The following is a 16,607-nucleotide window of genomic DNA, read 5'->3' as shown; positions in this document are numbered from 1 at the left end:
GTGTTCAAGATGGACTATTTTTCGTCCATGCCGCGCCCTCTGCCGATCGCCCTGGTGCAAGCGCCGCCCCGGCCCGTCGGGGACGGCGGGTTCGCCGGCGAGGTCGAGGACGTCCTTCGCCGATTTCCGGACACGCGCCTGGCCGCCTTTCCGGAGCTGCATCTCTGCGGCGTCGACGGCGAAGGCGACGAACGCACCGAGCAGCTCCAGGCCGCCGCTCAGCCGTTGGCCGGAAAACGAACCAAGGAACTCGGCGAGCTGGCCGGCGACCTGGGCATCTGGCTCGCGCCGGGCACCGTTTGCGAAGAAGGCGACCACGGCGAGCTGTTCAACACCGCCCTGGTCTTTTCGCCGCGAGGCGAGCTGGCCGGCTGGTACCGCAAGGTCTTCCCGTGGCGACCGCACGAGCCGTACGACCCCGGTGACCGGTTCGTCGTCGCCGACCTGGCCGACGCCGGCCGCGTCGGGTTCTCCATCTGCTACGACGCCTGGTTCCCCGAGGTGACCCGGCACCTCGCCTGGATGGGCGCCGAGCTCGTGCTCAACCCCGTGCAGACCACGACCCCCGACCGTGCCCAGGAGCTCGTCCTCGCCCGGGCGAACGCCATCGTCAACCAGGTCTTCGTCGCCAGCGTGAACACGGCCGGGCCGCTCGGCATGGGTGACAGCCTGCTCGTCGGGCCCGAAGGCGACGTCCTCGGCGCGTTGCCGGGAAACGACCAGGGTGTCCTCAGCCGGACGATCGACCTCGACCAGGTGGCGCGCGTTCGGCGCGACGGCACCGCGGGCACCAACCGCATGTGGGCGCAGTTCACCCCCGATGACGCGCCCCTGGACCTGCCGCTCTACCAGGGCCGGATCGAGCCGGACCGCTGGCGGCCACGAGAAGGAGACGACCGATGACCACCACGGCCGCAGCCCCCGCTCTGCAGCGCCGGCTCGGGCTGCCCGGCGTCGTCCTGTTCGGGCTCGCCTACATGGCCCCGCTGATCGTGCTCGGCACTTTCGGCATCGTCGCGACCACGACCAAGGGCACCGTGCCGTCGGCGTACCTGCTCGCTCTGGTCGCCATGCTGTTCACGGCGGCGAGCTACGGGAAGATGGCCGCCACCCACCCCGTCGCCGGCTCCGCCTACACCTATGTCCGGAAAGCGGTCGACGCGCGCGCCGGCTTCCTCGTCGGGTGGGCGGTGCTGCTCGACTACTTCTTCCTGCCGATGGTGATCTGGCTGATCGGCGGCGCCTATCTCTCGGCCGAATTCCCGGCCGTGCCCAATTGGCTCTGGTTGATCACTTTCATCGCGTTGACGACGATCCTCAACGTGCTCGGCATCAAGATCGCCGAGAAGGCCAACTTCGTGCTCATGGCGTTCCAGCTGCTCGTGATCGGCTTCTTCGTCGTGTTGTCGATCAAGCAAGTGCTGCACGTCGGCGGCTCGCTGGCGAGCACGCAACCGTTCTTCCACACCGGCAGCACGCTGGGCACGATCTCCGGCGGCGCCGCGCTCGCGACGTACTCCTTCCTCGGCTTCGACGCCGTGACGACGTTGACCGAGGAGACGACCGAGCCGCGCAAGACGATCCCGCGCGCCATCCTGCTGACCGCGCTGATCGGCGGCGGCATCTTCATCGTGCTCGCCTACTTCACCCAGCTCGCCCACCCGGGAAGCGCGTTCACCGACGAGTCGTCCGCCGCGTTCGAAATCGCGACGACGATCGGCGGCAACCTCTTCGCGTCGTTCTTCCTCGCCGGTTTGGTCGTCGCGCAGTTCGCGTCCGGGATCGCCGCGCAGGCGAGCGCGTCGCGGCTGATGTTCGCGATGGGTCGCGACGGGGTGCTGCCGCGGATTTTCGGCAAACTGCAGCCGCGGTTCGCGACGCCGGTGTTCGGCATCGTCCTGACCGGGCTCGTCGGGCTGGTCGCGCTGAGCCTGGACGTCAGCACGTCGACGTCGTTCATCAACTTCGGCGCCTTCACCGCGTTCACGTTCGTCAACGTCAGCGTGCTCGCGACGTGGCTGCGCGACCGGACCGGGAAACGCGTCCTGACCTGGGTGGTCTTCCCGGTGATCGGTGCCGTGGTCGATGTTTGGCTACTGGTCAACCTCGACGGCATCGCGCTGATCTTCGGCCTGGTCTGGCTGGCGATCGGCATCGTCGTCCTGGCGGCGATCACCCGCGGCTTCCGGCGGCCGCCGCCGGAGATGACCTTCGAGGAGTAGGCGGCTACTGCTCGAGGGTCTTCTGCAGCGCCTTGTTCGCCTTCCGCGCCATGTCGGCGACGGCCTCGCGACGCGCCGCGTCAGCCGCGTAGTCCTCTTCGCGGTTACGCACCACGCGGGCCGGCGCGCCGACCGCGATCGAGTAGTCCGGGATGTCACCACGGACGACCGCGTGCGCGCCCAGCACCGAGCCGCGGCCGATGCGCGTGCCCTTCAGGACGCTGACCTTCGTGCCCAGCCAGGTGTCCGGCCCGATGCGGACCGGGGACTTCACGATCCCCTGGTCCTTGATCGGGACATGGATGTCCGCGATGACGTGGTCGAAGTCACAGATGTACACCCAGTCGGCGACCAGCGTGGCCGCGCCGAGCTCGATGTCGAGGTAGCAGTTGATCACGTTCTGGCGGCCGAAAACGGACTTGTCGCCGATCCGCAGCGAACCCTCGTGGCAGCGGATCGCGTTGCCGTCGCCGATGTGGACCCAGCGGCCGATCTCCAGCCGTCCGTAGCCGGGGCGGCAGTGGATCTCGACGTCCTTGCCGAGGAAGAGCATCCCGCGCAGGATGATGTGCGGGTTGGCGAGCCGGAACTTGAGCAGCCGGTAGTACCGGACCAGGTACCAGGGCGTGTACGCGCGGTTGCGCAGCACCCAGCGCAGCGAGTCGGCGGTCAGGAACTTCGCCTGCCGCGGGTCGCGCCGGGCGCGGCGCCAGGCCCGCACCCGCGACAGCGCGGGCGCACCCCACATCGACGTCATGCCCGTGACCGTAACCTGTGTGCGGGACGGGTTCACAGGCAAGGGGAGCTGGATGGGCACGAAGCTGATCATCGACACCGACCCGGGCGTCGACGACGCGCTGGCGATCGCGCTGGCGGCGCTGTCCCCGGACGTCGACCTGCTCGGCGTCACGGCGGTGTTCGGCAACGTCCCCCTCGACCGGACCACCTCCAACGCGCGTCGGCTGCTGGAGCTCTTCGGTCGCACCGACGTGCCCGTCGCGGCCGGCGCGAGCCGCCCGCTCGTCTACTCGAAGCCGCGTGACGCGAAGGAGGTCCACGGCGGCGACGGCCTGTCGGGCCACTCTTACACCCTGCCCGAGGCGAGCCGGCCCCAGGACGAACGCGACGCCGTCCGCCTGATGCTGGACCTTCTCGAATCGTCGGATGATCCGGTGACCATCGCGCCGATCGGGCCGCTGACCAACATCGCCGCGCTGCTGGCGGCACACCCGGGCGCGGCGGAGAAGATCGCGCGGCTGGTGATCATGGGCGGCGGCGTGACGTTCGGCAACAGCACCACCGCCGCCGAGTTCAACATCTGGAGCGACCCCGAGGCGGCGCGCCGCGTGCTGGTCGAGGAGGACGTCCCGGTCGTGCTGGTGCCCCTCGATCTCACGCACCGCTGCGCCGTCGACGCCGACTGGCTGGCGAAGCTCGCCGCGTCGGGGCCGATCGGCTCGACCCTCGAAGGTCTCACCTCCACCTACCGGCAGCACTACACGCGCGTGTTCGGCGAGGACCGGATGGTCATGCACGACGCGGTCGCGGTCGCGGAGGCGATCTCGCCGGGGATCCTGCACACCGAGACCTACCGCGTCGACGTCGACTGCGGGCTCGGCCCGGCGCGCGGGCAGACGCTGGTCGACCGGCGACGACTGGGCGAAGACGATCCGCAGTTCTCGCCCGGCCGCCCGATCGAGGTCGCCATGGACACCGACCTCGACGGCCTGCGCGGCTTCGTCCTCGACCGCCTGACCGGAGCCGCGCGGTGAGCGAAGAGCCCGACGTCACGCCGGAGGAGATGCCCGAACCGCGTCGCCGGAGAACCACCGTCGTGGTGGCCGCGGTGGTCGTGGTCGCCGCCGCGCTCGTGGTCGGCGTCCAGCTCGCGCCCAAGCACGAAGAGACGACGAACGCCGCCGCGACGGTCACCCAGGCGACGTCCACGCCACCGAGGACGACCCCGCAGACCTCGACGCCGCCGAAGGTGCCGGCGGCGAGCGAATTCGACGCCTGGGCGTCCAAGACCAGCCAGTGGCTCGACGTCCCGCTGCGCGCGATGGTCGGCTACGCGAAGGCGACGACGAAGCTGAGCAAGGACCTCCCGGGCTGCCACCTGTCGTGGGTGACGCTGGCCGCAGTCGGAAAAGTGACCACGGACCACGGGCGCGCGCGGGGCGGGCAGTTCGGCACCACGGGCGTCCTGGACAAGCCGCTGGGCACGATCGAGGTGCGCGACTTCTACGACAAGGTCGTCTCGACGGCCAACGCCGCCGGGCCGATGCAGCTGGCCCCGGCGATCTGGGCGAAGTACCAGGCGAGCGCGTCGGGTGCTGGGAAGCCCGATATCCAGAACATCGACGACGCCGCACTGACCACGGGTCGCGCGCTGTGCGACGGCGGCACCGATCTGTCACAGGGCCAGCCGTGGTGGGACGCGGTCGCGAAGCTGCAGCCGGCGCCGCTGTTCCTGCACCGGACGCTGGCCACGGTGAACGTCTACGGCACGGTCGGCCAGGGCACGGCGGCGCCGAACCCGGCGGTGCTGAGCGCGGTCGACTTCGCCATCGACAAGATCGGACTGCCCTACATCTGGGGCGGCAACGGCACCGGCGGCAACGACCCGGGCTTCGACTGCTCCGGCCTGACGACCGCGGCGTACGCGAGCGCCGGGATCAAGCTGATGCGCACCGCCGACACACAGTTCCGCAGCGTGCAACACGTGACTGATCCCCAGCTCGGCGACCTCATCTTCTACGGCGAGCCCGCGACGAAGATCCACCACGTCGGGCTCTACATCGGCAACCAGCAGATGATCGACGCACCGCAGACCGGCCAGGCGGTCCAGGTCCACTCGTACCGCAAGGACGGCGACGACTACGCGGGCGCGGGTCGTCCGACCGCCTGAAATTTCCCGGCCGGCGATGTCGAGAACGCGTGATCGGCTGCGTCCCCGGCACGAACGCGGCCAGGATGGGCCGCAGCCGTACCGAGGAGAGCAACGATGGCCAAGTACCTGCTGCTGAAGCACTACCGCGGCGCGCCGGCTTCGGTGAACGACACGCCCATGAGCGAGTGGACGCCCGAGGAGATCTCCGCGCACGTCAAGTACATGGAGGACTTCGGGAAGCGGCTGGAGGAGACCGGCGAGTTCGTCGAGCACCAGGCGCTCGCCCCCGGCGGGACGTTCGTGCGTTTCGACGGCGAGGGACGCCCGCCGGTCACCGACGGCCCGTTCGCCGAGACCAAGGACCTCATCGCCGGCTGGACGGTGATCGATGTCGACAGCTACGAGCGGGCCCTGGAGCTGGCCGCGGAGCTTTCGGCTGCTCCCGGCGCGGGCGGGAAGCCGATCCACGAGTGGCTCGAACTGCGGCCGTTCTTCGGCTCGGCGCCCACGATCACCGAGTGACCCAGGTCATGTTCCGGCCGTGTCGAGAAGGCGCTCCTGGCTTCGTCCCCGGCTCGAAGCACCGCCGATCCGACGAGGAGACCACCATGGAACAGCGCACGCTCGACGAGATCCTGAACCGCCCGTACAGCCGGGAACTGCTGGCCCGGGACCTGACCCGGCTGGCCTACACCGCGCTCGACGGCACACCCCGCTCGATCCCGATCGGGTTCACCTGGAACGGCACGCAGATCGTCATGTGCACCGCCAAGAACGCGGCCAAGCTGCCTGCGCTGCGCCGCAACCCCGCGGTCGCCCTGACGATCGACACCGAGGTCCACCCGCCGAAGATCCTGCTCCTCCGCGGGCGGGCCGAACTGGACGTCGTCGACGGCATCCCGGACGAGTACCTGCAGTTCAACGGCACCTACGAGATGACGCCCCAGCAGCGGGTGGAGTGGGAGGCCGGCGTGCGGTCGCTCTACGACGGCATGGTCCGGATCGTGGTCACCCCGACCTGGGCCAAGCTGATCGACTTCGAGACGACCCTGCCCACCGCGGTCGAGGAGCTGATGCAGCGCCGCGAAGAGCGTCAGCACGCTTGAGAAGGGGACACACGATGGGTGCACTGCTCGGCCTGGCGGACGACGGCCACGGCTGCCTCGAGCGGCTGCGTCCGCTCGTCGTCGAGCTCGCCGAAACGGTCGGGTGAGGCGTGGACGAGACGCTGCTGCGGAGTCTCACGCCGGACGTCCTCGGGATCCTCGTCCGGCGCGGGGCCGACTTCGCGTCGGCCGAGGACGCCGTGCAGGACGCGCTCGTCGAGGCGCTGCGCGTCTGGCCGGCTGACCCGCCGCGTGACCCGAAGGGCTGGCTGGTCACGGTCGCCTGGCGCAAGTTCCTCGACGTGACGCGCTCCGAGGGCGCCCGGCGACGGCGTGAGGACCTCGTCGACGTCGAGCCGGCGCCCGGGCCCGCGTCCACAGTGGACGACACGCTGCAGCTCTACTTCCTGTGCGCGCACCCGTCGCTTTCCCCGTCGTCGGCGGTCGCGCTCACCCTGCGCGCCGTCGGCGGGCTGACCACGCGGCAGATCGCGCAGGCCTACCTGGTCCCCGAAACGACCATGGGCCAGCGCATCAGCCGGGCCAAGCGCACCGTCGCGCAGGTGCGCTTCGACCAGCCCGGCGACGTCGCCACCGTGCTGCGCGTGCTGTACCTGGTCTTCAACGAGGGCTACTCCGGCGACCTCGACCTCTCCGCCGAGGCCATCCGCCTCACCCGGCAGCTTTCGGCGGCGATCGACCACCCCGAGGTCGCGGGCCTGCTCGCCCTGATGCTGCTGCACCACGCCCGGCAGGCGAGCCGGACCGCGCCCGACGGGAGTCTGGTGCCGCTCGCCGAGCAGGACCGGAGCCGGTGGGACACCGCGGCGATCGCCGAGGGCGTCGAGATCCTGCAGGCGGCGTTGGCTCGCGACCGGCTGGGCGAGTTCCAGGCCCAGGCCGCCATCGCGGCCCTGCACGCCGACGCGCCGACCGCCGGGGAGACCGACTGGGTGCAGATCGTCGAGTGGTACGACGAGCTGGCGAGGCTGACCGACAGCCCCGTCGTCCGGCTCAACCGTGCGGTGGCGCTCGGCGAGGCCGACGGCCCACGTGCTGGGCTTGCCGCCCTCGCGGAACTGGACGACACGCTGCCCCGGCACACCGCGGCGGCGGCGTATTTGCACGAGCGCGACGGCGACCTGGCGACGGCGGCCCGCTTGTACGCGGAGGCGGCGGGGAAGGCGGCCAATGTCGCCGAGCGCGACCACCTGACCCGGCAGGCAGCACGGCTCAACGCGCAGCGGAATGGCTGACGGCGGCCAACCGTCCCGGCTCAGCGCGCACCGGATTCACTGACGGCTGCCATCGGTCCGTGGTCTCGCTGCGGCCAACCGTCCCGACCCAGCGCCTAACTGCACGAACGCCGCTTGATCGACCAGCCCGCGGTCCGGGAGCGTCAGCCGAGGTGGTCGTTCGCCCCGCTGGCCCAGGCGATGTAGCGCTCCGCCGAGCGGCGGACCGCGCCCTTGGCGTCACCGATCACCTTGCCGCCCAGCAGGCCGTAGAGGCGGTCGAACTCGTACGGCTCGAGGCGGTCCACGATGCGCTGCACGAGGGCCGGCGACAGCGGGATCTGGTTGGGGTAGCTGCGCATGAACGTCACCCAGCCGGTCGCGGCCACCGGCACCAGCGTGTCCCCCACCAGCAGGACGCCGCCGGTGTCGTTCGCGATGTGGGCCACCGCCGCGCCGGGGAAGTGGCCACCCGCCTCGACGAGCGTCACCCCGGGCAGGACCTCCTCGGTGCCCATCCACTCGCGGATCACCGGGTCCTCGCGGCGTACCCACCGGCGGTCGGCCGTGTGGACCAGCACCGGGACGCGGCCGAGCCGGTGGCTCCAGCTGACCTGCGAGCCGTACATGTGCGGGTGGCTCGCCACGATCACCGCCGCGCCGCCGAGTTCGTCGATCCGGGATGCCAGCTTTGCGTCCAGGTGGTTCGGCGGGTCCCACAGCAGGTTGCCCGCGGACGTCAGGACCAGGTGCGTCCGCTGGCCGATGCCGAACGAGGGTTCCCGGTGGAACCGGTGCAGGCCCGGCTCCAACTCCTCGTGCACCACTTCGTGGGCGTCGGCCGACAACTTCTCCAGCGTCGTCCACACCTGGCCCGAGGCGGGCACCCACTGGCGTTCGTCCGCGCAGATGACACAGACGCCGGCCGGGGGCCGGTCGGTGTCGGGGTGCTCGACCCCGCAGGTGCCACAGATCCAGATCGTCATGGCGCCAGTTTCGAAGCTCCAGCACGGTCGAGGTCAAGGAACGGCTGCAGCAGCGCCACCAGCACGTCCGGCCGGTCGAGCGGGATGATGTGGCCGCAGTCGTCGACGACGTGGGCCACGAGGTCGTCGGCGAAGGGCCGCAGCTGGCGGGCCAAGGTGTCGCCCACCGGGTGGGCGCCGATCGCCATCGTGGGGACCTCGAGGCGGACGGTCGCGACGGCGTCTTCGATCTGGCGGGCACTGTCGGGCATGGCGCGGTAGTAGGCGAACGCGGCGCGCAGGGCGTCGCGTCCGGTGTACGCGGCGACGAAGTGGTCGCGGATCTCGCGCGGCACCCCGCGGCCCCGCGTGCCGGCGTCGAGGAACCAGTCGATGTAGACGTCTTCGTGGCCGACCAGAACGGTTTCGGCGAGGTCCGGGACGGCGTGGAAGCCGAACCACCACGGCGGGCCGAAGCCTTCGGCGCCCGGGAGGCGGCCCAGCAGCAACTCCATGACGACGAGCCGCCGGACCCGCTCGGGACGTCGCATGGCCAGCAGGAACGCGGGCGGCGCGCCCGCGTCGATACCGACCACGGCCGCCATCGGTTCGCCCAGCGCGTCGAGGAGTGCCTCGGCGTCGGCGGCGAGCGTGCCCGCGTCGTAGCCGTCGGCCGGCCGCGACGTCGAGCCGAGCCCGCGCAGGTCCGGCGCGATGACCCGGTGGTGGGCGGCCAGGTGCGGGACGACCTCGTCCCAAAGCCGGCGGGTGTGGGGGAAGCCGTGCAGCAACAGGACCGCGGGCCCCTCCCCGGTGACCGTGACGCCGACTTCGATGCCGTTCACCCGCAGCATGTCTCTCCCTGGGTGGTTACCATTGGTTACCAGAAAACCGTAAGTAACTCCCAGGCCGTGGCCAAGACGGCACTTTCCCGACAGGTGGTGAGCCCCAGGTGACCCCCTCCCCGCGCGGCGACCTCTTCGACCCGGCGTGCCCGACGCGCCGGCTGCTCGACCGGATCGGCACGAAGTGGACGTCGATGGTGGTCAAGGTGCTGGCCGAGGCCGACCCGCGGGAGGTGCGGTTCGCCGAGCTGCAACGGCGGATGCCGGGCGTCTCGCAGAAGATGCTGTCGGTGACACTGCGCTCGCTGACCCGCGACGGCCTGGTCGCGCGCCGCGTCGAGCCGACGGTGCCGCCGAAGGTGCACTACCGGCTCACCGACCTCGGTCTGTCGCTGGAAGTTCCGCTGGCGGCGCTGCGGAACTGGGCCGAGGAGAACATGGCGGCCATCGACCGGGCCATTGCCGAAGATCGACCATCCCTCACGACCGAGGCAGGTCAGGTGCCCTGAACGGACGGACTCAGGCGGGCCCGGCGAGGCCGATCAGGTTGCCCTCCGGGTCGGTGAAGTGGGCGACCACCAAGTCCCGTCCGGGCGCGCGGGACGGGCCCATCCGGCGAGTGCCGCCGAGGCGTTCCGCCTCCGCCAGCGCCGCCGCGACGTCCGGGACGCCCACGTAGAACAGTGTCCGGCTCTCGTACTTCGCGCCGCCGCCGACGCCGCCCGGGATGGTCTCCGATTCGACGAAGCCGTAGTTGCCCGCTTCCGAGACCTGGTCCGAGACCGGCCCCGACGTGTCGTATTCCCAGCCGAACAGCTCGCCGTAGTACTCGCGCAGCCGCGCCGGGCCGGTGCCGATGATTTCGAAGTGCACGACCGGATTGCCCATGGCGGCCACCGTACGCCGCACTGGTTGTTAAAAACAACTGCTGAGTTGTAAAGTTGCTCCATGCCGACGAGCCGGAGCTATGGGGACGCCTGCGCCACCGCCCGGGCGCTGGACGTCGTCGGGGAGCGCTGGGCGCTGCTCGTGGTGCGCGAGCTGCTGTTCGGGCCGCAGCGGTTTTCCGACGTCCGGCGCGCGCTGCCGGGCGCCAGCACGAATTTGGTCACCGATCGACTACGCGAGCTCGAGGGCCACGGCGTCGTGGCCCGCCGGAAGCTGCCGCCGCCGGCGGGGTCGACGGTCTACGAGCTGACCGAGTGGGGCCGTGAGCTGGAGCCGGTCGTGCTCGCGCTCGGCGCGTGGGGCGCCCGCGTGCCACTCCCCCGGGACGCGACGCTCGGCACGACGTCGATGTTGCTCTTCCTGCGCGGCTCGGCCCGGCCGCGCGGCACCGCGTGCTACCGGCTCGAACTGGACAGCCGCGTGTGGACCGTCCGCACCGAGCCGGGCCGGCTGACCGTCGAGCCGGGTGCGCCCGCCGCGCCGGATGCCACCGTCCGGACCGACCCGCCGACGTTGAACGCGCTGCTCGAAACGCCGTCGGACCTCGATGTCGCGATCGGCGCCGAACTGATGACCGTCGAGGGCGACCTGGCGGCCGTCCGGCGGCTGCTTCGGGAGCGGGTCAGCGCGTGAGCGATGGCTCCCGCACCCGCAGCGACGGCGCGAGGAACAGGATCCCGAACGTCACCACGACCGCCGACGACAGTGCCCAGTGCAGGCCGATCCGCGTGGCCAGTGCGCCGACCAGGACCGGCTCCACCAGGAAGCCCAGGTAGCCGCACGCCGCGACGGCCGCGACCGCCTTGCCCGGCGCGTCCGCCTGCTTCCGGCTCGCCACGCTCCACGCGATCGGCACGATCCCGGCCACGCCGAGCCCGACCACCGCGAACCCGGCGATGCCCGCCACCGGCCATGGCGCGAAAAGGACCACGGCGAAGCCCAGCACGGCGACCGTGGTCGCCACGCGGACGAACCGGACCGCGCCGGTGCGCGCGACGATGCGGTCGGCGACCAGGCGGACCGCGATCATCGTCCCCGAGAACGCGAAGTAACCCAGCGAGGCGAGTGCGGTCGTCGCGCCGGTGACGTCGGCGAGGTACACCGCGCTCCAGCTGTTGACCGCGCCCTCGGCGACGAACCCGCAGAACGCGATCACGCCCAGCGGCACCAGCGCGCGGCTCGGCCACGCGAACGCCGTCTCGTCCTGGCCGCGGTCGGCTCCCGACAAGAAGAGCGCCCGGCCCCAGAGCGCGAACGCGAGCAGCACCGCGCCCGCGACCGGGAAGTGCACCGACACCGGGATGTGCAGGGCCTCCATCAGCGCGTCGACGCCGGAGCCGGCGAGGCCGCCGATGTTCCAGAACGCGTGGAAGCCGGCGAAGATCGGGCGTCCGTAGCCCTCCTCGACGCGGGCCGCGTGCGCGTTCATCGCGACGTCGAGGAGGCTGTTGCCCACTCCGAGCACCACGAGTGCGGCCACGAAGACCGGCGCGGACCAGGCGAACGCGACCAGCGGCAGGCCGCCGCACAGCACGACCGCGCCGAGCACGACCGCCGCCCGGCTGCCGATCCGGGTGAGCAGCGCTCCCGCGCCCAGCAGCGCCACCACCGACCCGGCCGCGAGCCCGAAGAGCCCGGTCGCCAGCTCGCCCGTGGTCAGCCCCAGTTGGTCCTGCACCGCCGGCACGCGGGCCAGCCAGGTCGCGAATGCCGCGCCGCACACGGCGAAGACGACGGATACCCCCAGGCGCGCGCGTTTCAGTTCCCCAGTCACAGTTCGCGATTATCCTGATCGCCGTGGCCAGCTGGGACGACGTCGGCCGGATCGCGCGCGGCCTGCCCGAGGTGAGCGAGGACAGCTCGCGCGGGTACCTGGCCTGGCAGGTCGGCAAGAAGGGCTTCGCCTGGGAACGCCCGCTGCGCAAAGGCGACCGGGAAGCGCTCGGCGCGCGGGCGCCGGCCGGGCCGGTGCTCTGCGCGTACGTTCCCGATGTCGGTGTCAAGGACGCGCTGGTCGCCGACGACCCGGCCGTCTTCTTCACGACGCCGCACTTCCGCGGCTTCCCCGCGATCCTCGTCGAGCTCGACCGGATCGACGGCGGGACGCTCGAAGAAGTGCTGGTCGAAGCCTGGTTGTGCCGGGCGCCGAAGCGGCTGGCGAAAACGTGGCTCGAAAACCGGCAACGGATGTAGAGAACGCGGGCGGGTCTCCGTCCTCACCCGTGAACGCGCCGCCGGGGCGCGGGAAGGAGCCGACCATGGCGAAGTACATGCTGCTGATGAGCTACAGCGGGGGCACCGCGTGCGACCTCCCGATGAACGAATGGCCGCCGGAGGACATCCGGGCGCACATCGACTTCCAGCGGGCGCTCGACGCCGAGCTGCGTGACAAGGGCGAGCTCGTCGACGCGCAGGGTCTGGCCGGGCCCGACCTGGCGAAGACGGTGGTGTCCGACGGCCGGACCAGCCCCGTGGTCACCGATGGGCCATACCCGGAGGGCAAGGAGCTGCTGGCCGGCTACTGGGTCGTCGACGTCGACGGTGAGGAGCGCGCGCTGGAGATCGCGGCGCAGGCGTCGGCCGCGCCCGGGCCGGGCGGGGTGCCCATCCAGCAGCCGATCGAGGTGCGCCAGGTGATGAGCGCGCCCGCCTGATGCCCGGCGAACCCGTCGAGGACCTGCTGCGCACGCTCGCGCCGCAGGTCCTCGGCGTCGTCGCGCGGCGCTTCCGCGACTTCGACGCCGCGGAGGACGCCGTGCAGGAGGCGCTGCTCGGGGCCGCTCGGCATTGGCCGTCCGACGGGTTGCCGGACAACCCGCGCGGGTGGTTGCTGCAGGCCGCCGTCAACCGGCTGACCGACCAGCGACGCAGTGACCAGGCGCGGCGTCGCCGGGAAGACGCGGCGGCGCTCGAACCCCCGCCGGCGGATGTCCCGGATCGTGACGACACCCTCGTGCTGCTGTTCCTCTGCTGCCACCCGGCGCTGACCCCGGCGTCGGCGATCGCGCTGACGCTGCGCGCGGTCGGCGGCCTGACCACGGCCGAGATCGCCGGGGCGTTCCTGGTCCCGGAAGCGACCATGGCCCAGCGGATCAGCCGCGCGAAGGCGCGGATCAAGGCGTCGGACGTGCCGTTCCGGCTGCCCGCCGACGACGAGCGCGAAGCGCGGCTGCGGTCGGTGCTGCACGTGCTCTACCTGGTGTTCAACGAGGGCTACACGAGCAGCGCGGGTCGCCGGCTGCACCGCACCGAGCTGTCCGGCGAGGCGATCCGGCTGGCCCGGCTGCTGCACGGGATGCTGCCGGCCGACGGCGAGGTCACCGGGCTGCTGGCCCTGATGCTGCTCACCGACGCGCGGCGCCCGGCGCGCACCGGGCCGTCGGGCGAGCTGGTGCCGCTGGCAGAGCAGGACCGGACGAAGTGGGACCGCGCGCAGATCCGGGAGGGTGTCGCGCTGGTGACCGAGGCGCTCGCCCTCGGCGACGCGGGCGAGTACCGGCTGCAGGCGGCGATCGCCGCCGCGCACGATGTCGCGCCACGCGTCGAAGACACCGACTGGGACCGGATCCTGCGGACCTACCGGCTGCTCGAGCGGCTTTCGGACAACCCGGTCGTGACGCTCAACCGCGCGATCGCGACGGCGATGGTGCACGGGCCCGCCGCCGGGCTCGCCCTGCTGGCGCCCCTCGAGCTGGCCGGGCACCGGCTTGACGCCGTCCGCGCGCATCTGCTGGAGCTGGCCGGGGACGTCGTCGCGGCCGTCCGCCACTACGACGCGGCCGCCGCGCGGACCACGAACACGCCGGAACAGCGCTACCTCCTGACCCGGGCCGCGCGGCTGCGGGAGGTCCTCGGAGGTGACCTTCGGGGCAGCCGATCATGACCGCCCGGTCGTCGCGATCCGGTCTACCGTGGCGAGGTGAAGTCGTTGAGCCACGACCGGCTGGCCGAGGCCCTCGTGACCGAGGCGGAGCTCTTCGGCGCGGCGATCGCGGGCGCCGCGCCTGACGTGCGCGTCCCGACGTGTCCCGAGTGGACGCTGCGCGATCTGGCCTGCCACGTCGGGCTGGCCTACCACAAGTCCGCCGTGATCATCGCGAGCCGGCCGGCCGGGTACGTGCCGTTCGACGCGGTCACCGTCGACGACCCGCCCGCCTTCACGGCTCTCGGCGGCTGGCTCGTCGACGGCGCGGAGCGGCTCGTCGCGGCGGTGGCCGAAGTCGGCCCGGAGACGCCGACGTCGACCTGGACACCCGACCACCGCGCCGGGTTCTGGACGCGGCGGCTGGTGCACGAAACCGTCGTCCACCGCGCGGACGCCGCCTTCGCCACCGGCGCGTCGTACGACGTCGACGCCGACCTGGCCGCCGACGGGATCTCCGAGGGCCTCGACCTCGTGGCCGTTTTTTCGCGAATCGAGCACCCGGCGCTTGACCGGACGTCGCTGCGAGGCGACGGCGAGACGTTGTCGTTCCGGGCGACCGACCTGGCGCGCGGGTGGCTGGCCCGGCGGACGCCGTCGCATGTCGAAGTGAGGGACGAGCGCGCCGGCGCCGATGTCGTCGTCGACGGCCGTGCCGCCGACCTCCTCCTCGCGCTGACCGGCCGGATCGCCGTCGACGACCCTCGGTTGTCGATTTCCGGCAACGCCGGCCTGTTCCGGCATTGGCGAGAGAACACACGGTTCTGACCCGCTCTTACGGCTAGACTTCGGCGTCTGATCCGCACATGCGGACCCAAGGAGGCCGGATGCTGCTCCGCGTACTCGCCCTGTCCGCCGCGCTGGTGGCGGCCACCGCCGCCCCGGCGGACGCGTCGGCTCGGACCGTGACCATCGACGGCGCCGTTGCCACCCCGGCGTCGTACACCGCTTCGCAGCTGCGGGCGCTGGGCGAGGGCGTGGACCTGACCACGCTCGTCGCCGCCGCGGCGCCGGTGCTGCCGCCCGGGAAGAACACCGCCCTGCGCGTGACGTTGACCGTGACCGGGGCGGCGCACCGGGCGGTCACCTTCGCGCTCGGTGAACTGGATTCGTCGTTCGGCGACCACCCCGCCGTGCTGACCGCCCGCCACGGCATCGACCTCGTCGTGCCCGGCGACCGGGACCGCAGCCGCAGCGTCCGCGACGTCCGGGAGGTGCGCGTCGCCGTCTCGGCCGCGACGGCCGCCGAGCGCGCGGTGCGGATCACGACCGCGCACCGGACCGTCACGCTGCCGCCGGCACTGCTCGCGCACCTGCCCTCCCACACGGTGACCGCGTCGTTCGGCTCGGGCACCGGCCAGCAGACCCGCACCGAGACCGGGCCGTCGCTGGCACTGGTGCTGCGGATCGCCGGCGTGGTCGCCCGGGCGGACACGGCCGTGGTCGCGGTCGGCTCGGACGGCTACGGCGCCGCCGTCACGCTCGCCGAGGAACGCACCGGCGGGCGTCCGCTCCTGCTGTCCACCGTGGAGGACGGCGTGGCGCTGGACCTGCCACGGCTCGTCCCGCTGGGCGACGTCAAGGGCGGCCGGTACGTCTCCGCGGTGACCGCGCTCGACGTGCGCTGATCTCAGATGTGGTGCACCGACTCGACGGTGTACAGGTGCGGCTCGGCCGTCGCCAGGTCGCGGGCGGCCGCCATGTGCTCCTGGCACGTCGGGTTCCCGAGCATCGCGCGCATCGCCTCCTCGCTCTCCCACTGCGCGTAGTTGACGACGCGCGTGCCCTCGACGCCGGCGTGGATGTTCGCCGCGACGAAGCCCGGCTGGTGCCGCATGACCTCCTCGGTCGCCGCGGCCAGGACGTCGACCAGTTCGCGCTGCCGCGCGGGGTCGACGGTGAAGACGTTGATCAGGGTCGTCAGCTTCGCGTCGGCGTCGATCGTCGTGGTCGCCATGATTCCTCCTATGTCAGGTTCCTTACATGCTCAGTATGTGTAAGGTTCCTGTCATGAGTCAAGCCCCCACCGGCAATCGGCCCGGCTACCTGCTGAAACGGGCCCAGCAGGCGCTGCACCAGGCGTGCACGGATCGCCTGCGCCCCCTGGAGCTGTCGATGTCGCAGTACGCCGTGCTGCGTGCACTCGACGACCACCCCGGCGCGTCGTCGAGCGACCTCGCGCGGATCACGTTCGTCACCCGGCAGTCACTGCGGGACGTCCTGGGCGGGTTGCGGTCGGCCGGCCTGGTCGCCGTCGCCGAGCAGGCGAGCACCGGCAGGGCGCGACCGGTGACGTTGACCGCGCCAGGCCACGCGAAGCTGCGCGCCGCCGAGGACGTGGTGACGGCGGTGGAGCAGGAGATGCTCGGTCACCTGTCGGCCGATCAACGACGTTTCCTCGCCGACCTCCTGCACGCCTGCATCGAGAACCTCGCTTGACGAAGGCCGTATAGTCGGTTCCGACTAATAGGGAG

Annotated in this window: 21 protein-coding genes; 15 read left to right on the top strand and 6 right to left on the bottom strand. The window is 71.7% G+C overall.

Features of this window, described 5'->3' with window-relative positions; translation table 11 throughout:
- The first annotated feature begins 27 nt into the window (after positions 1-27).
- Together ACWEN0_RS27485 and ACWEN0_RS27480 are read left to right on the top strand one after the other, a co-directional pair.
- Positions 28-903, top strand: coding sequence for a carbon-nitrogen hydrolase family protein (locus ACWEN0_RS27485; RefSeq protein WP_451979387.1), 876 nt, complete (start codon positions 28-30; stop codon positions 901-903).
- Complete coding sequence (locus ACWEN0_RS27480) at positions 900-2,222, top strand: APC family permease (RefSeq protein WP_451979384.1); 1,323 nt, start codon at positions 900-902, stop codon at positions 2,220-2,222. Before ACWEN0_RS27485 ends, ACWEN0_RS27480 begins: the two co-directional genes overlap by 4 nt.
- Before the next feature lie 4 nt (positions 2,223-2,226).
- Here the strand turns inward: ACWEN0_RS27480 and ACWEN0_RS27475 are convergent, their stop codons facing one another.
- Positions 2,227-2,979 (bottom strand): acyltransferase, encoded by a 753-nt coding sequence (locus ACWEN0_RS27475; RefSeq protein ID WP_360468506.1) that lies wholly within the window; start codon positions 2,977-2,979, stop codon positions 2,227-2,229.
- Between the two features lie 52 nt (positions 2,980-3,031).
- Between ACWEN0_RS27475 and ACWEN0_RS27470 the strand changes: the two genes are divergently transcribed.
- The 5 genes from ACWEN0_RS27470 (at position 3,032) to ACWEN0_RS27450 (ending at position 7,474) form a co-directional block, all read left to right on the top strand.
- Positions 3,032-3,994, top strand: a complete 963-nt coding sequence (locus ACWEN0_RS27470) for a nucleoside hydrolase (protein WP_451979381.1) — start codon at positions 3,032-3,034, stop codon at positions 3,992-3,994.
- A 29-nt stretch (positions 3,995-4,023) separates the two neighbouring features.
- Positions 4,024-5,130: a C40 family peptidase gene (locus ACWEN0_RS27465; RefSeq protein ID WP_451979824.1), complete on the top strand. Its 1,107-nt coding sequence runs from the start codon at positions 4,024-4,026 to the stop codon at positions 5,128-5,130.
- 96 nt (positions 5,131-5,226) lie between these two features.
- Positions 5,227-5,634 (top strand): YciI family protein, encoded by a 408-nt coding sequence (locus tag ACWEN0_RS27460; protein ID WP_451979378.1) that lies wholly within the window; start codon positions 5,227-5,229, stop codon positions 5,632-5,634.
- Between the two features lie 86 nt (positions 5,635-5,720).
- A complete protein-coding gene (locus ACWEN0_RS27455; RefSeq protein ID WP_451979375.1) occupies positions 5,721-6,218 on the top strand; it encodes a pyridoxamine 5'-phosphate oxidase family protein in 498 nt (165 codons plus the stop codon).
- A gap of 110 nt (positions 6,219-6,328) precedes the next feature.
- Positions 6,329-7,474 (top strand): RNA polymerase sigma factor, encoded by a 1,146-nt coding sequence (locus ACWEN0_RS27450; RefSeq protein WP_451979372.1) that lies wholly within the window; start codon positions 6,329-6,331, stop codon positions 7,472-7,474.
- Positions 7,475-7,617: 143 nt separating this feature from the next.
- Here ACWEN0_RS27450 and ACWEN0_RS27445 read toward each other — a convergent pair whose 3' ends face one another.
- Positions 7,618-8,439 (bottom strand): MBL fold metallo-hydrolase, encoded by an 822-nt coding sequence (locus ACWEN0_RS27445; protein ID WP_451979369.1) that lies wholly within the window; start codon positions 8,437-8,439, stop codon positions 7,618-7,620.
- Entirely contained in the window at positions 8,436-9,272 is an 837-nt protein-coding gene (locus tag ACWEN0_RS27440; RefSeq protein ID WP_451979366.1) for an alpha/beta fold hydrolase, read from the bottom strand. The genes ACWEN0_RS27445 and ACWEN0_RS27440 overlap by 4 nt, the downstream gene beginning before the upstream one ends.
- Before the next feature lie 98 nt (positions 9,273-9,370).
- Here ACWEN0_RS27440 and ACWEN0_RS27435 point away from each other — a divergent pair, with 98 nt between their 5' ends.
- Positions 9,371-9,772, top strand: coding sequence for a winged helix-turn-helix transcriptional regulator (locus tag ACWEN0_RS27435; RefSeq protein ID WP_451979363.1), 402 nt, complete (start codon positions 9,371-9,373; stop codon positions 9,770-9,772).
- Positions 9,773-9,782: 10 nt separating this feature from the next.
- On the opposite strand, the gene ACWEN0_RS27430 is transcribed toward ACWEN0_RS27435, so the two are convergent.
- A complete protein-coding gene (locus ACWEN0_RS27430; RefSeq protein WP_451979360.1) occupies positions 9,783-10,151 on the bottom strand; it encodes a VOC family protein in 369 nt (122 codons plus the stop codon).
- A gap of 60 nt (positions 10,152-10,211) precedes the next feature.
- On the opposite strand from ACWEN0_RS27430, the gene ACWEN0_RS27425 reads away from it, so the two are divergent.
- Positions 10,212-10,844 (top strand): winged helix-turn-helix transcriptional regulator, encoded by a 633-nt coding sequence (locus ACWEN0_RS27425; protein WP_451979358.1) that lies wholly within the window; start codon positions 10,212-10,214, stop codon positions 10,842-10,844.
- Here the strand turns inward: ACWEN0_RS27425 and ACWEN0_RS27420 are convergent.
- Positions 10,834-11,985: an MFS transporter gene (locus ACWEN0_RS27420; RefSeq protein ID WP_451979355.1), complete on the bottom strand. Its 1,152-nt coding sequence runs from the start codon at positions 11,983-11,985 to the stop codon at positions 10,834-10,836. The genes ACWEN0_RS27425 and ACWEN0_RS27420 overlap by 11 nt on opposite strands.
- 23 nt (positions 11,986-12,008) lie before the next feature.
- Between ACWEN0_RS27420 and ACWEN0_RS27415 the strand changes: the two genes are divergently transcribed.
- From ACWEN0_RS27415 to ACWEN0_RS27395, 5 genes are all read left to right on the top strand, one after another.
- Positions 12,009-12,404, top strand: coding sequence for an MmcQ/YjbR family DNA-binding protein (locus ACWEN0_RS27415; protein WP_451979352.1), 396 nt, complete (start codon positions 12,009-12,011; stop codon positions 12,402-12,404).
- 65 nt (positions 12,405-12,469) lie between these two features.
- A complete protein-coding gene (locus ACWEN0_RS27410; RefSeq protein WP_451979349.1) occupies positions 12,470-12,865 on the top strand; it encodes a YciI family protein in 396 nt (131 codons plus the stop codon).
- Positions 12,865-14,094, top strand: coding sequence for an RNA polymerase sigma factor (locus tag ACWEN0_RS27405; RefSeq protein ID WP_451979346.1), 1,230 nt, complete (start codon positions 12,865-12,867; stop codon positions 14,092-14,094). Before ACWEN0_RS27410 ends, ACWEN0_RS27405 begins: the two co-directional genes overlap by 1 nt.
- Before the next feature lie 36 nt (positions 14,095-14,130).
- On the top strand, positions 14,131-14,901 hold the full coding sequence (locus ACWEN0_RS27400) for a maleylpyruvate isomerase family mycothiol-dependent enzyme (protein WP_451979344.1): 771 nt from the start codon (positions 14,131-14,133) through the stop codon (positions 14,899-14,901).
- 59 nt (positions 14,902-14,960) lie between these two features.
- Positions 14,961-15,761: a hypothetical protein gene (locus tag ACWEN0_RS27395; RefSeq protein ID WP_451979341.1), complete on the top strand. Its 801-nt coding sequence runs from the start codon at positions 14,961-14,963 to the stop codon at positions 15,759-15,761.
- A 2-nt stretch (positions 15,762-15,763) separates the two neighbouring features.
- Here ACWEN0_RS27395 and ACWEN0_RS27390 read toward each other — a convergent pair whose 3' ends face one another.
- Complete coding sequence (locus ACWEN0_RS27390; protein ID WP_451979338.1) at positions 15,764-16,090, bottom strand: antibiotic biosynthesis monooxygenase family protein; 327 nt, start codon at positions 16,088-16,090, stop codon at positions 15,764-15,766.
- 53 nt (positions 16,091-16,143) lie between these two features.
- On the opposite strand from ACWEN0_RS27390, the gene ACWEN0_RS27385 reads away from it, so the two are divergent.
- On the top strand, positions 16,144-16,572 hold the full coding sequence (locus ACWEN0_RS27385; RefSeq protein WP_451979335.1) for a MarR family winged helix-turn-helix transcriptional regulator: 429 nt from the start codon (positions 16,144-16,146) through the stop codon (positions 16,570-16,572).
- Positions 16,573-16,607 lie beyond the last annotated feature (35 nt).

It is taken from the genome of Amycolatopsis sp. NPDC004378 (assembly GCF_053602455.1).
This window is presented reverse-complemented; position numbering and strand designations above follow the sequence as displayed.